The 13523-nt window shown below is 63.4% G+C and carries 13 protein-coding genes; 7 read left to right on the top strand and 6 right to left on the bottom strand.

Annotated features, from left to right (window positions below):
- Positions 1–114 precede the first annotated feature (114 nt).
- Complete coding sequence (ybaK, locus tag P0D70_RS22105) at positions 115–606, bottom strand: Cys-tRNA(Pro) deacylase (protein ID WP_091799554.1); 492 nt, start codon at positions 604–606, stop codon at positions 115–117.
- 140 nt (positions 607–746) lie between these two features.
- On the opposite strand from ybaK, the gene P0D70_RS22100 reads away from it, so the two are divergent.
- Positions 747–2309 carry a class I adenylate-forming enzyme family protein gene (locus P0D70_RS22100; RefSeq protein WP_408186045.1) on the top strand — a complete coding sequence of 521 codons (1563 nt, stop codon included), beginning with the start codon at positions 747–749 and terminating at the stop codon, positions 2307–2309.
- 28 nt (positions 2310–2337) lie between these two features.
- Here P0D70_RS22100 and xerD read toward each other — a convergent pair whose 3' ends face one another.
- The 3 genes from xerD to queG all read right to left on the bottom strand — a co-directional run bounded on the left by xerD (position 2338) and on the right by queG (position 5092).
- On the bottom strand, positions 2338–3273 hold the full coding sequence (xerD, locus tag P0D70_RS22095) for a site-specific tyrosine recombinase XerD (protein WP_408186044.1): 936 nt from the start codon (positions 3271–3273) through the stop codon (positions 2338–2340).
- A complete protein-coding gene (locus P0D70_RS22090; protein WP_408186043.1) occupies positions 3270–3740 on the bottom strand; it encodes a methylated-DNA--[protein]-cysteine S-methyltransferase in 471 nt (156 codons plus the stop codon). Before P0D70_RS22090 ends, xerD begins: the two co-directional genes overlap by 4 nt.
- A 104-nt stretch (positions 3741–3844) precedes the next feature.
- Positions 3845–5092, bottom strand: coding sequence for a tRNA epoxyqueuosine(34) reductase QueG (queG, locus tag P0D70_RS22085; RefSeq protein ID WP_408186042.1), 1248 nt, complete (start codon positions 5090–5092; stop codon positions 3845–3847).
- Between the two features lie 17 nt (positions 5093–5109).
- On the opposite strand from queG, the gene tsaE reads away from it, so the two are divergent.
- Positions 5110–5688: a tRNA (adenosine(37)-N6)-threonylcarbamoyltransferase complex ATPase subunit type 1 TsaE gene (gene tsaE, locus P0D70_RS22080; protein ID WP_091799537.1), complete on the top strand. Its 579-nt coding sequence runs from the start codon at positions 5110–5112 to the stop codon at positions 5686–5688.
- Entirely contained in the window at positions 5670–7250 is a 1581-nt protein-coding gene (locus P0D70_RS22075; RefSeq protein WP_408186041.1) for an N-acetylmuramoyl-L-alanine amidase, read from the top strand. The genes tsaE and P0D70_RS22075 overlap by 19 nt, the downstream gene beginning before the upstream one ends.
- A gap of 148 nt (positions 7251–7398) precedes the next feature.
- Here P0D70_RS22075 and P0D70_RS22070 read toward each other — a convergent pair whose 3' ends face one another.
- Positions 7399–8301, bottom strand: coding sequence for an EamA family transporter (locus tag P0D70_RS22070; RefSeq protein ID WP_408186040.1), 903 nt, complete (start codon positions 8299–8301; stop codon positions 7399–7401).
- Between the two features lie 180 nt (positions 8302–8481).
- Here P0D70_RS22070 and P0D70_RS22065 point away from each other — a divergent pair, with 180 nt between their 5' ends.
- Positions 8482–9357: a pirin family protein gene (locus P0D70_RS22065; protein WP_408186039.1), complete on the top strand. Its 876-nt coding sequence runs from the start codon at positions 8482–8484 to the stop codon at positions 9355–9357.
- A 121-nt stretch (positions 9358–9478) separates the two neighbouring features.
- Positions 9479–10327 carry a thioredoxin gene (trxA, locus tag P0D70_RS22060; protein WP_408186038.1) on the top strand — a complete coding sequence of 283 codons (849 nt, stop codon included), beginning with the start codon at positions 9479–9481 and terminating at the stop codon, positions 10325–10327.
- A gap of 102 nt (positions 10328–10429) precedes the next feature.
- Here trxA and tcdA read toward each other — a convergent pair whose 3' ends face one another.
- Positions 10430–11287 carry a tRNA cyclic N6-threonylcarbamoyladenosine(37) synthase TcdA gene (gene tcdA / locus P0D70_RS22055; RefSeq protein ID WP_408186037.1) on the bottom strand — a complete coding sequence of 286 codons (858 nt, stop codon included), beginning with the start codon at positions 11285–11287 and terminating at the stop codon, positions 10430–10432.
- Positions 11288–11514: 227 nt separating this feature from the next.
- On the opposite strand from tcdA, the gene pdxH reads away from it, so the two are divergent.
- Positions 11515–12156 carry a pyridoxamine 5'-phosphate oxidase gene (gene pdxH / locus P0D70_RS22050; RefSeq protein WP_091799519.1) on the top strand — a complete coding sequence of 214 codons (642 nt, stop codon included), beginning with the start codon at positions 11515–11517 and terminating at the stop codon, positions 12154–12156.
- Positions 12157–12298: 142 nt separating this feature from the next.
- Positions 12299–13513, top strand: a complete 1215-nt coding sequence (locus P0D70_RS22045; RefSeq protein WP_091799516.1) for a class I SAM-dependent methyltransferase — start codon at positions 12299–12301, stop codon at positions 13511–13513.
- Positions 13514–13523: the final 10 nt, after the last annotated feature.

Here is a 13523-nt window from a genome sequence, read left to right as displayed (position 1 = left end):
ATAAGGATCGGCGGTCTGAAACTCGATACCCCAACCGCAACAGGGCGCGCAACTCGGAACAAAGCGGCGCACATTCTACCGAACGGGCGCGCCCGGAAAACATTCAGGCAAACGTCAATCGACGCTCGCGCACTGAACCGCCTTTGCCGCCAGCAACGCCGTCAACACCTTCGGCTCGATGCTGACCAGGAAACCGCGCCGCCCGCCGTTCAACCAGATCTTGTCCATCTCGAGAATGCTCGACTCGACATACACCGGCATCTGCTTCTTCGTGCCGAACGGCGAGGTGCCGCCGATCAGGTAGCCGGAATGCCGGTTCGCCACTTCAGGCTTGCACGGCTCGACGCGCTTCGCGCCAATCTGCCGCGCGAGGTTCTTGGTGCTGACGGTGCGGTCGCCGTGCATCAGCACGATCAGCGGCTTGGCGTGCTCGTCTTCCATGACCAGCGTCTTCACGACGTGATGTTCGTCCACGCCGAGCTGACGTGCCGATTCTCCGGTGCCGCCATGCTCGACATAATCATAAGGATGTTCGCCGAAAGTGACGCCGTGGCGGCGCAGAAACTGCGTGGCTGGCGTTTCGGAGACGTGTCGGGATTTGCTCATCGGCGCATTGTAATGGCGACTTTCCGCAACGGCTATTTGCTGAATGGTCAATTGTGCGGGACCGGCGATTATGGCACGATCGTTCGAAAATATTCCGGCGCACCGCACGCCGGGCAACGTGCCGTTCCAAGGAGACAGCGTTGAACCCAGATTCATCCCCCCGTTCCACGATCGACATCCCCGCGCTGCTGGCCGCCCTGCCCGCGCGTATCGCCGACATTCCGGCGCTCGCCGCCGCGCGCGATCCGCAGCATATCGCCTTGATCGAGGATGCGCGCCGTTTGAGCAGCGCGCAACTGCTGCAAGCAGTGGACGCCGCTACCGCGCTGCTGCGCGAATGGGGCGTGCGTGGCGGCGATCGCGTAATGATCGTCGCGGAGAACAGCATCGCGCAGATCGTCCTGCTGTTCGCAGCCGCGAGGCTCGACGCGTGGGCGCTGGTGTCGAACGCGCGCCTGTCGGCGGGCGAACTCGATTCGATCCGCGCTCATGCGCAGCCTCGCGTGGTCGCCTACGCCACCGAAAGTTCGACCGATGCCCAGCAGCACGCGCAGCGGCATCAAGCCAGCGCGGCGCCGGCCATCACGCCAGATATCGGCGCGTGGTCCTACACCGTGGACAACGCGGCGATAGCCGAACCGGTCGAAGCCGAAAACCACCGCCAATGCGCCGCGCTGATTTACACCACCGGCACGACCGGCGCACCGAAGGGCGTGATGCTCTCGCATCACAATTTGCTCTTCATTGCCGCAATCTCGAGCCGCCTGCGCAAAGTCGGCCCGGACGATGTCGTTTATGCCGTGCTGCCGATTTCGCATGTCTATGGCTTCGCGTCGGTGTGCCTGGGCAGCCTGCACGCAGGCGCAACTTTGCGGCTCGTGCCGCGCTTCGCGCCGGAAGCCGTGCGCCGCGCTCTCGCCGAAGAACGCGTATCGATCTTCCAGGGTGTGCCCGCCATGCACGCCAAATTGCTCGAGCATCTGCACACGCACGGCCACTCGTGGTCCGCGCCGCAATTGCGCTTCGCGTATTCCGGCGGCTCGCCGCTCGACGCCGCGCTGAAAGCGCAGGTGGAGAGCGTCTACGGTCTGCCGCTGCACAACGGCTACGGCATGACCGAGAGCAGCCCGACCGTGTCGCACACCATGCTCGACGCGCCGCGCAGCGACTGCTCGGTCGGCGAGGTCATTCCGGGCGTCGAGGTGCGTTTCGTGGGACTCGACGGTGTCGATGCCGCGAAAGGCGAGATCGGCGAGCTATGGGTGCGCGGTCCGAACGTGATGCTCGGCTACTACCGCAGCCCCGAGCAGACGCGTGCGGTCGTGACCGAAGACGGCTGGCTCAAAACCGGCGATCTCGCGCGCCAGGACGCGGACGGCGCCTTGCATATCGTCGGGCGCAGCAAGGAGTTGATCATCCGCTCGGGGTTCAATGTGTATCCGGCCGAGGTCGAGCATGTGTTGAACGCGCATCCGCAGGTCGTGCAGTCGGCGGTGGTCGGGCGCGCGGTGGAAGGCAACGAGGAAGTGGTGGCGTTCGTCGAGTTGATGGCCGGCGCGGACGTCACGCCCGCCGAATTGATCGACTGGTGCGGCGAGCGTCTCGCGCCGTACAAGCGGCCTGCCGAAGTCAAGGTACTCGCCGTGTTGCCGGCTGCATCAACCGGCAAGATTCTGAAGCATCGGCTGCGCGAGTTTCTCTGAACGAGAGCCAAGCCAGGCGAAACGCAAATCACCCTCGCGGATGATGCTGCGCATGCAGTGACTTCAACCGTTCGCGGGCCACGTGCGTGTAGATCTGCGTGGTCGAAATATCCGTGTGGCCGAGCAGCAGTTGCACGACACGCAAATCGGCGCCGTGATTGAGCAGATGCGTGGCGAACGCGTGCCGCAACGTATGCGGCGACAAAGGTGCATTCACACCGGCCGCCAACGCGTGGCGTTTGATGATGTTCCAGAACTGCTGGCGCGTCATGCCCTCCGCACGGTTCGTCACGAACAGTGCATCTGTTGCGCGCGCGCCGAGCAACCCGGGCCGCGCCTCGCGCAGATAGCGTTCGATCCAGCCATGCGCCTCTTCGCCGAACGGAATCAGGCGCTCCTTCGAGCCCTTGCCCATCACACGGACCACGCCCTCGTTCAGTCCCACTTCCACGGTTTTCAGCGTGACCAGTTCGGTCACGCGCAAACCGCTCGCATACATCAGTTCAAGCATCGTGCGATCACGCAGGCCCAAAGGCGTATCGATGTCGGGCGCGCCGAGCAGTGCTTCGACTTGCGCTTCGGTGAGCGTCGACGGAAAACGCGGCGGCTGTTTCGCCGAGCGGATGCGCACCGTCGGGTCGACCTTCGTGCGATGCTCGCGCACGGCCCAACCGTAGTAGCGGCGAAACACCGAAAGCCGCCGGTTCGCCGAAGTCGATTTGTCCTTCTGGCGTGCAGCGCTATACGCGTTCAGATCGGCTTCGCTCGCGGTGTCGAGTGAAGCGTCGCGGCTCTGCGCGAGCCATTCGCAAAAGAGACGCAGATCGCGGCGGTATGCGTCGAGCGTGTTGCGCGACAGGCCATGTTCGAGCCACAGTGCGTCGCAGAACGCATCGATCGATGCCGAGCTTGCAACAAAGAGAGGGGACGCGGCGGGCGCGTCGTCGATCAAGGTATCGCTCATGCGTAGAGAATGCCTTCATGCGCCAGCAGCCAGCGCTTGACGTTGCGGAAGAAACCATCTTCGGCGTGATTCGCAAAACCGCCGATGCCGCTCGAACTTACCACCCGATGGCAGGGAATCACGATCGGAAAGTAATTCGCGCCGCACGCCTGACCGACCGCGCGCGGCGCGCTGCCGAGTTGCCTCGCCAATTGCCCATAGGTCAGCACGACGCCTGGCGCAATGTCGCTGATGGCCTGCCAGACGCGCTTCTGAAATGCGGTGCCGACCGGGGCAAGCGGCAACTCGAATTTCGCCGAAGCACGTTCGAAATACCGTTCGATCTGTTCGGCCGCCCGCCTCGCCAACGGCGTGTCGGGCGCGACGCTTTGCATGGAATCCGGCAGATAGACGATCTCGCGCACGGCCTCGTTTTCGAGACGGATGCCGACCTTGCCGAACGGCGCATCGATCACTGCGTTGAACATGATTGCCTGCTCCTTGCTGGCGCGGCGCTCCGATTTGCAAGGTTGGCGCACTAGCATGTCGTGCGTCACGCTGCACACGCCGAACCCAATAGTGTGCCGCTACTTTACGCCGCTTCCAACGCCCATTCCACATGCTCGCGCACAACGGCCGAAGCGTCGCCGGCCCGCGATTTCAGCGCCTGCACGATCGCCTCGCGCGCCGGCTCGCTCAAAGTATCGCGCGACGCACGCAGCGCGTTGCCCATGCCCACCGCGAGATTGCGCAGCCAGCTCTCATAGCCGATCCGGCGAATCGCACTGCCCTGCATGCGCGTATCGAACTCGTCCGCGCTCCACGAGAAAAGCTCGACAAGCGACGCGCGATCTAGTCCATGCCGCACGTCGAAATCGGCGACCGGCGCGGCCTGTGCGAACTTGTTCCATGGGCACACGAGCTGACAATCGTCGCAACCGTACACGCGATTGCCGATCAGCGGACGCATTTCCAGCGGAATGCTGCCCTTCAATTCGATCGTCAGATAGGAGATGCACAAACGCGCATCGACCTTGTAAGGCGCGACGATCGCGCCGGTCGGACAGGCGCCGAGGCAACGTGTGCAACTGCCGCAGTGCGAGCCCGGCGTTTCGGGCGCGACCTCGGGCGAGGTTTCGGCATCCGTCGGCAACGGCACATCGACATAGATTTCGCCGAGAAAAAACAGCGACCCGGCGTCGCGCTGCAACAGCAGCGTGTGCTTGCCGCGCCAGCCGATGCCGGCCTTCTGGGCAAGTTCTACCTCCAGCACCGGCGCCGAATCGGTAAATACGCGGTAGCCAAATGCGCCGATCTCCGCCTCGATTTTTTCGGCGAGATGTTGCAGACGGTTACGCATGACCTTGTGATAGTCGCGGCCGCGCGCATAGATCGACACCACCGCCGCCGACGGGTCCGCGAGCCGCGCATGCTCGGCTGCGCGCCAGTCCCGGCTGTCCTGCATCAGCGGGCCGTCATGCAAAGCGCTTTCGGGCGCCTTTCCGCTCAGTGTCTGAGCGGGCAAATAAGCGATGCGCGCGGTAATCACACGTCGCGTGCCGGCCACAAGCTCGGCGGGCCGCGCGCGTTTCATGCCGTGTTTCGCCATATAATCCATCTCGCCGTGGCACCCCGCTTCCAGCCAGGCTGCAAGCGGCGCTTCGGCCGCGGAGAGATCGGTGTCGCTAATGCCGATTGCTCCGAAACCCAGTTCACGGCCCCACGTTTTGATGTTCAGCGCGAGCGCATTCAGCGCCGTTTCATCGAAATGACGCTCGGCACGCGCATCGTCGTCAGACGCAGGCGGGCAGGAAACAGGGGACTCCGGACTTCGGTTCATCACGCCATTTTACGAGAATGCCTGACAATCCCGATCTCGCGATCCAACCGCCCGCCAATGTCCTGCTCGAACGCACCTTCGCGCTCGCGGACGAAGCCGCCACACTCGCATTCGGCGAGCGCTTCGCGAAGGCGATTGAAAGCGTGCGTGAAGCGTCGCAACACGCGCCGGGCGTTCAAGACAACACGGCATTCCACGGGCTGCAAGTGCAACTCGTCGGCGATCTTGGCGCCGGCAAAACCACCCTCGTGCGCGCCACCTTGCGCGGCCTCGGCCACACCGGCCGCGTGCGCAGTCCTACCTACACACTCGTCGAACCCTACGTGCTCGAACGCCCCAGCGGGGAACTCGCGCTCTATCACTTCGATCTGTACAGATTCACCGATCCGGCCGAATGGGCCGACGCGGGCTTTCGCGAGTACTTCGACAGCGGCGCCGTCTGCCTCGTCGAATGGCCGCAACGCGCAGGGCGTCTCTTAGGCGTGCCGGATCTCGTCTTCTCGCTCGACCTCGACAATGAGAACCAAGGCGACGGCCGTGTACTCGTCGCACGGGCATACAGCGAACCAGGAAAGGCATGTCTCGAAAGATGTTGATCAAACCGTTCCGCTCGATCGAATCGGCGGCTACCGCAACGCATAACTGGCGGCGCCGGCAGATTCTGCGCGCGGGTGCGTCCACGCTCGTGCTCGGCCTCGTCGCGCCGCGTCTTGCGTGGGCCAGCTCGGTGCTCGGCGTGCGGGTCTGGCCCGCGCGCGACTACACGCGCGTCACGATCGAATCCGATCAACCTTTGCAGAACGCCCAGCAGTTGCTGCAGGGACCTGACCGGCTGGTGGTCGATCTGAGCGGCCTCGATCTGGATCAGGCGCTCAAGGACCTCGTGTCGAAAATCACACCGAACGATCCGCAAATTCAATCGGTGCGTGTGGGGCAATATCAGCCGCATGTGGTGCGCATGGTGTTCGACCTGAAGGGCTCGGTGAAGCCGCAGGTGTTCACGCTGCCACCGGTCGGCGCATACAAATACCGGCTCGTGTTCGACCTGTATCCCGCGGTCGCGCCCGATCCATTGATGGATCTGCTCGCGCAGACAGAACGCAAGCAGCAGACGCTGAACGACCAGAACGCCGCGCCACCGCCCGCCACCTTGAGCGGTCCGGGCACCACGCCGCCCGCCGCCGACAACAGCGAGGCATTCTTCGAGCGTTACGCGCAGAACGGCGGCAGCGGGTCCACGCCGAACGTGCCGCGTCCGCCTGTGCATGTCACGCCAACGCCTGCACCGCCGATCGTCGGCAAGCCCGCCACGCCGCCGGCGCCGTCCACGGCCATCGCGCGCAATAAAGGCAATAGCGGCAACAGCGCCAGCACGCTGGGCGCGGACGATGCCAGCAGCGACGATACCTACGCATTCACCACGCCAAAATCCGGCAAGAGCAACACGGTGCGTTTGCTGACTGTCGCGATCGACCCGGGTCACGGCGGCGAAGACCCGGGCGCGATCGGCGGCTCGGGCACCTACGAGAAACACGTCGCGCTCGACATCGCCAAGAAGCTGCGCGCGAAGATCGACGCGCAACCGAACATGCGCTCCATGATGACGCGCGACGCCGACTTCTTCGTGCCGCTGAACGTACGTGTGCAGAAAGCGCGCCGCGTCGGCGCGGACCTGTTCGTATCGATCCACGCCGACGCGTTCACCACGCCCGACGCCAAGGGCTCGTCGGTGTTCGCGCTGTCCGAGCATGGCGCGTCGAGCGCCGCGGCGCGCTGGATGGCGAACAAGGAGAACTCGTCGGATGAGATCGGCGGGATCAATATCAAGTCCGCCGACGCCACCGTCAACCGCGCACTGTTCGATATGTCCACTACCGCGCAGATTCGCGACTCGATGCGCTACGGCAACTTCGTGCTGAAGGAAATTGGCGGCATCAACAAGCTGCACAAGGGCTCGGTCGAACAGGCGGGGTTCGCGGTGCTGAAGGCGCCGGACATTCCGTCGATCCTCGTGGAAACCGCCTTCATCAGCAACCCGGACGAAGAGCGCCGCCTGAACGACGACGCGTATCGCGACAAGATGGCCGATGCGATCATGACCGGCATCAAGCGCTATTTCGCGGCGAATCCGCCGCTCGCGAAGAACCGCATGACGTGATGCTTTCGCTTGCAACGATGCAATGAAACACGGCCGCTCGATGCGGCCGTAGTTTCGTTGGTGGTGTGGTTGTCGGCGCTGTGCGCGCTCTGGTTTGCGTTTTATCGTCCGCGTCTTTTTGTCCGCATTTTCGTCCGCTTTTTCGTCCTCAATCGGACGCGCCGGTTGCCCGGCGCGCCGGTAAAAACCGCTGCATGACCCAGCCGCCGAACACGTTCACGGCCAACCCTGCCATCACCAGCAAAGCGCCGGCGATCTGCGCCGCGGACAGTTGCTCGTCGAGAAACAGCGAAGCCGACGCGAGCCCGACGATCGGCACCAGCAGCGAAAACGGCGCGACCTGGCTTGCCGGATAGCGCGACAGCAGGCGGCTCCACAATCCGTAGCCGATCAGCGTGGCGATGAACGCGAGATACACGATGGCGAAGATCGACATCGCGCTGATGCCAGAAAGCGCCGCGACGATCCGCTGCGGCCCCTCGAACGCATACGACAGCGCGAAAAACGGCAGCGGCGGAATCAGGCTGCCCCACACCACGAGTCCGACGAGATCGACCTTGCCGACCTTCTTCGTGACGATGTTGCCCAGCGCCCACGAGCACGCGGCGCACAATGTGAGGACAAATCCGGCCAGCGTCATGGCGTGGCCGCCTTGCAGTCCGATCACGGCAAGCCCGCCCGCCGCGATCACCAAACCCACGACATTCGGCAAGCGGAACCGCTCATGCAGGAAGATGGCCGCGAATATCAGCGTAAAAAACGCCTGCGCCTGCAACACCAGCGAAGCGAGTCCGGCCGGCATGCCGACATACATGGCCGAGAACAGAAAAGCGAACTGCCCGAATGAAATCGTCGCGCCGTACGCGAGCAGCCAGCGCCACGGCAGGTTGGGCCGTTTGATGAAAAACACCGCCGGCACCGCGGCGAGCGTGAAGCGCAGCGCGCCGAGCAGCATGGGCGGCACGCCATGCAGGCCGACCTTGATCACGACGAAGTTGACGCCCCACGCCACGACGACAACCAGCGCGAGCAGCAAATCCTTGGGCGACATCCCGGTCTCCAATTGATTGTTCGATCCGGCAGTTTAGCGGAGCCGGCAACGGCAAGCGACGGGCCGCGCTACGGATTCCCGGAGCGTCGACATGGCGCTCAGCCCTCATCATTGCGTCCTCCGCAGTAGAATCGTCCATTCAGCAAAAATTTCCTCCCACCTTCCCAGCCGAGTCTGCCCATGTCTTCCTCGATCAAAGCAGTCCTCAAGCCGCACCTGCGCGACGTCGGCAGTCTGACCGTGCGGCGCGTGCTGCCGGCCATGGCGGCGCGTCTGATCGGTCCGTTCATCTTCTTCGACCATATGGGCCCGGCCACCCTGGAACCCGGTGTCGGCCTCGACGTGCGCCCGCATCCGCATATCGGCCTTGCCACGGTGACCTATCTGTTCGAAGGCGCGATCATGCATCGCGACAGCCTCGGCTCGGCGCAGAAGATCGTCCCCGGCGACGTCAACTGGATGACGGCTGGGCGCGGTATCGTCCACTCCGAGCGCACGCCGGAAGAGGACCGCGCGAGCGGCCTGACCATGCACGGCATTCAGACGTGGGTCGCGCTGCCGCTCGAAGACGAAGAGATCGAGCCATCGTTCGCCCATCACGCGGCGGACACGCTGCCGGTGGTCGAGCGCAACGGCGTGACGCTGCGGGTGATCGCGGGCACGGCGTTCGGCGCGACCTCGCCGGTCGCGACGTTTTCGGGCACGCTGTATGTCGCCGGCGAATTCGCGCCGGGCGGCGCCTTCGCGCTCGAACCGGAGCACGAGGAACGCGGCGTCTATCTCGTGGACGGCGATCTGGAAATCGACGGCACGCCGCTCGAAGTCGGCCAGATGGCCGTGCTTGCGCTCGACGAAACGGTCACGCTGGCGAGCACCCACGGCGCGCGCGTCATGCTGCTCGGCGGCGAGAAGCTGGAGGGCGAGCGCTTTATCGAGTGGAATTTCGTCGCCAGTTCGCGCGAGAAAATCGAAGCCGCGAAGCTCGCATGGACCAATCAGGAAATGGGCAAGGTGCCGGGCGAAACCGAATGGATTCCGCTGCCCCAGCGTAAATGATCGCCAAGGCGCGCAAGTAAGCGCAACTGAGCGAGAATCGGCGCAAGCGCGCTCGGCCCGCATTGAATCCGCGGCGTTCGGCCCCAAATAATCAATAGACCGTTTTATCGACGAGGACGCAATGGACACCACTCTGGCCACTTTCGAACAGGACGTCATCACGGCGTCGACACTGGCCCCCGTGCTGGTCGATTTCTGGGCGCCCTGGTGCGGCCCGTGCAAGACTCTCGGCCCGATGCTCGAAAAGCTCGAAGCCGAAGCCGCCGGCAAATGGAAGCTGGTGAAAGTCAACGTAGACGAAAACCAGGAACTGGCCGCGCACTTCCAGGTGCGCAGCATTCCGCACGTCATGGCCTTTGCTGACGGACAGCCGGTCGATCAGTTTGTCGGCGTGCTGCCTGAAGGCCAGTTGCGCGAGTTTATCGAGCGGCTCGTGCCGCAGGGCGCTGACGCCGCGCGCCTCGAGGCGCAAACCGCACTGGCCGAAGGCCGCCGCGACGATGCCTACGACGCGCTGCAAGCCGCCCTCGCCTACGACCCGGGTTTCGACGAAGCACGCATGGACCGCATTGAAATGCTGCTCGAAGACAACCGTATCGACGAGGTCCGCAACGAAATCGATCTGCTATCGCCGAAAACCACGCAAGGTATCGACGCGCGTTTCAACGCGATCAAGACGCGCCTCGACGCGGTAGACGCCGCCGCGGACTTGCCGCCGACCGACGCGCTGGAAGCCAAGGTCGCCGCCGACCCAACCGATCTCGAAGCGCGCTTCGATCTGGCCAGCGCGTTCATCGCCCGCCTCAAATACGCGGAAGCGCTCGAACAACTGCTGGCGATCGTGCAACGCGACCGCACGTTCCGTGACGATATCGGCCGTAAGACGATGCTGTCGGTGTTCGATCTGGCCGCGCATCAGCCGGAGCTGGTGGCGCAATGGCGGCGCAAGCTGAGCGCCGCGCTGTACTGATCCGCCTGACCAGTGTTCGGGCGTGGCCACTGTGCCGCGCCTGAATGCCTGCAGGTCTCAATTCCTGAAGACGCCGCGGCATTTGCCGCGACGTGAATCACCTCAAGCTGTCGCCTGCTTCGCCAACGCCCGCAGCACGTGCGCGGCCGCGGCAAAACCGAAGCTCGCCGTCACGCACACGCTCGAACCAAATCCCGCGCAGTTCAAACCGACCGGTCCCGTGTGTCCCGGCGACGTGCTCACGTGCTCGGCTTCCGCGTCGATATCGCAGACGGCGGCTTCCGGATAGATCAACGGTTCGTCGGAATACACCGCGCTCACCTTGAACCTGGCCTTCGGCCCGCGCGGAAAACCGTGCTGCTTGCGCAACTGTCCGCGCACTTTCGACAGCAACGGGTCCTGGATCGTCAGCGCGAGATCGTCGATGCGAATGCGCGTCGGATCGAGTTGACCACCCGCGCCGCCAATCGTGATCAACGGCTGCTTCCTCTCCACGCACCATGCGATCAACGCGGTCTTGGTGCGCACGCTGTCGATCGCATCGATCACGTAATCGAAGCCGCCGCCGAGGGTGGCGTCAAAATTGTCCGGCTCGACGAAGTCTTCGATCAGCCGCACGTCGCAAAACGGATTGATCGCCGCGATGCGTTCCGCCATCGCTTCGACCTTCGGTTTCCCGTAGTTGCCGTCGAGCGCGTGGATCTGCCGGTTAGTGTTGCTCTCGGCGACGTTGTCGAGGTCGATCAGTGTCAGCGTGCCGACCGCGCTGCGCGCGAGCGCCTCGGCCACCCACGACCCCACGCCGCCAATGCCGATCACGGCCACGTGCGCGCCTTCGAAGGCGGCGAGCGCCGGTGCGCCGTACAGGCGGGCAATGCCGCCGAAGCGCCGCGCGCGGTCGGCGGTTTCACTCCCGTCGAGGCTGGTAGTAAGATCGGATGGCGCGGTGGTGCTGGACATGATGGCAGGGCTCGTTGGTCAGGCAAAAATACAAGGTGGCGACGCGAATGCATACGCAGCCCCGTATTTTGCCTGAACGCACCAAGTTGCATCGCCGGGTAGAGAACAACTCAAAGGCTCGCGGCGCGTCGGCATGCTCCGCTCACCACGCTAGACCTTGACTTGGCTGCGCGCAAAAAATTAGCGCCTTGGCTATACTGGTTAAACTGTAGCGTTCGCATAAGAACATGACCTCACTCGCCGAACTTCGAAAAAACTATTCGCTGGGTTCTCTGGACGTCGGCGATGTCGACCGCAACCCGTTTCGTCAATTCGATACGTGGTTTAAACAGGCCGTGGACGCTCAACTGCCCGAACCGAACACCATGACGGTGGCGACGGTCGACTCGCGCGGCCGGCCCTCGGCGCGCATCGTGTTGATCAAAGGCGTCGACGAGCGTGGCTTTGTGTTCTTCACCAATTACGAAAGCCGTAAAGGCCGCGAACTGGCGGCCAATCCTTACGCAAGCCTGCTGTTCTACTGGATCGAACTGGAGCGGCAGGTACGCGTCGAGGGGCGCATCGTCAAAACCAGCGCGGAAGAAAGCGACGGGTACTTCGCGTCGCGTCCGCTCGGTTCGCGTATCGGCGCGTGGGCATCGAATCAAAGTCAGCCAATTGAAAGCCGTTCGCAGCTCGAAACGCGCGAACGCGAATTCAGCCTGCAATACGGCGACCAACCGCCGCGTCCGCCACATTGGGGCGGCTATCGTTTGGTGCCCGAAGCAATCGAGTTCTGGCAGGGCCGGCCATCACGTCTTCACGACCGTTTGCTCTACACTCGTTCGAACGAACATAGCGACTGGCAAATCTCCCGCCTGTCGCCCTGAATTGGAATACAACGCCGGCAAGTGCGCTGCCAACGCAGCAGCGCGCGCCGGCCGGATGGCATCTCGCGGCATGGGAGCTGCGCCGCATCGAGCTGCAATCCACACAAGCTTTGCTTTAATTCAACGGACACGGAGAGATCACATGTTCTGGGAGAAGAAGCTGGCGCAGTGGGTGGAAGATGTAAAAACCAAAGCTAATGTTCCGGCGCGCCTCGTGCTCTGGGACGGTCAGCAACACGACTTCGGGCAGTTCGCCGCGCCTCAGGTCACGCTACATGTCAAAAGCGCCACGGCGCTGCCCTATCTGCTCGAACCGAGCCTCGACAATCTCGGTGAGGCGTACGTGAAAGGCAAGATCGACATCGAGGGCAAGCTGTCGGACATCATCAATGTCAGCTACGAATTGGCGCGCAATACCGTCACGACCGCGGGCAAGCTGGCGCGCGTGCGGCGCTACTTCAATCATTCGAAGGCGTCGGACAAGAAGGCGATCGAGTATCACTACGACGTCTCGAACGAGTTCTACAGGTTGTGGCTCGACGAGAACATGGTGTACTCGTGCGCGTACTTCGAGAACGGCGACGAAGATCTCGCCACCGCGCAGATCAAGAAGATCGACCACATCCTCACCAAGATCCAGTTGCAACCGGGGCAGCGCCTGCTCGATATCGGCTGCGGCTGGGGCGCGCTCGTTTTGCGCGCGGCGCAGAAGTTCGGCGCGAAGTGTGTGGGCGTGACGCTCTCGCAGAACCAGTTCGACCTTGCCACCGCGCGCGTGAAAGCCGCGGGCCTGGAAAGCCAGATCGAGATTCGTCTGCAGGATTACCGCGACGTGCAGGGGCAGTTCGATCGCATTACGAGCGTCGGCATGTTCGAGCACGTGGGCCGCAAGAATCTGCCGGGCTACTTCGAGAAAATCCGCGATCTGCTGGTCGACGACGGCGTCGCCATGAATCACGGCATTACCTCGAGCGATTCGGACAGCGGTGAGACCGCGCTCGGCGGCGGCGAATTCATCGACCGCTATGTGTTCCCCGACGGCGAGCTGCCGCATATCAGCCTCGCACTCGAAGCCATGCAGCGCGGCGGGCTCGAAGCGGTTGACGTCGAAAGCCTGCGCCGTCACTATGCGCACACGCTGAACATCTGGGCGGAAAATTTCGAAACGCATGCGGAAGAAGCTCGCAAGCTGGTCGACGACGAGAAATTCCGTATCTGGCGCGTGTATCTGGCGGGTTGCGCCTACGCGTTCGAAAACGACGACGTCTCGATCTACCAGGTGGTGTGCCGCAAAGCCGGCCGCAGCGCGAAAACCCTGCCGTGGTCGCGCCGCTATATGTACGACAAACCGCTGTAATCCGGTTGCG

This window comes from Paraburkholderia sp. RL17-381-BIF-C, assembly GCF_046026435.1.
Taxonomy (GTDB): Bacteria; Pseudomonadota; Gammaproteobacteria; order Burkholderiales; family Burkholderiaceae; genus Paraburkholderia.
Note: the sequence above shows the minus strand (reverse complement) of the source record. Positions and strands in the feature narration are given on the sequence as shown.

What these genes read in the sequence shown, in the direction of transcription:
- P0D70_RS22045 (WP_091799516.1), top strand. Translation starts at nt 12,299, where the DNA reads ATGTTCTGGGAGAAGAAGCTGGCGCAGTGGGTGGAAGATGTAAAAACC.
- pdxH (WP_091799519.1), top strand. Translation starts at nt 11,515, where the DNA reads ATGACCTCACTCGCCGAACTTCGAAAAAACTATTCGCTGGGTTCTCTG.
- tcdA (WP_408186037.1), bottom strand. Translation starts at nt 11,287, where the DNA reads ATGTCCAGCACCACCGCGCCATCCGATCTTACTACCAGCCTCGACGGG.
- P0D70_RS22070 (WP_408186040.1), bottom strand. Translation starts at nt 8,301, where the DNA reads ATGTCGCCCAAGGATTTGCTGCTCGCGCTGGTTGTCGTCGTGGCGTGG.
- xerD (WP_408186044.1), bottom strand. Translation starts at nt 3,273, where the DNA reads ATGAGCGATACCTTGATCGACGACGCGCCCGCCGCGTCCCCTCTCTTT.
- queG (WP_408186042.1), bottom strand. Translation starts at nt 5,092, where the DNA reads ATGAACCGAAGTCCGGAGTCCCCTGTTTCCTGCCCGCCTGCGTCTGAC.
- tsaE (WP_091799537.1), top strand. Translation starts at nt 5,110, where the DNA reads ATGCCTGACAATCCCGATCTCGCGATCCAACCGCCCGCCAATGTCCTG.
- P0D70_RS22075 (WP_408186041.1), top strand. Translation starts at nt 5,670, where the DNA reads ATGTCTCGAAAGATGTTGATCAAACCGTTCCGCTCGATCGAATCGGCG.
- P0D70_RS22065 (WP_408186039.1), top strand. Translation starts at nt 8,482, where the DNA reads ATGTCTTCCTCGATCAAAGCAGTCCTCAAGCCGCACCTGCGCGACGTC.
- ybaK (WP_091799554.1), bottom strand. Translation starts at nt 606, where the DNA reads ATGAGCAAATCCCGACACGTCTCCGAAACGCCAGCCACGCAGTTTCTG.
- P0D70_RS22090 (WP_408186043.1), bottom strand. Translation starts at nt 3,740, where the DNA reads ATGTTCAACGCAGTGATCGATGCGCCGTTCGGCAAGGTCGGCATCCGT.
- trxA (WP_408186038.1), top strand. Translation starts at nt 9,479, where the DNA reads ATGGACACCACTCTGGCCACTTTCGAACAGGACGTCATCACGGCGTCG.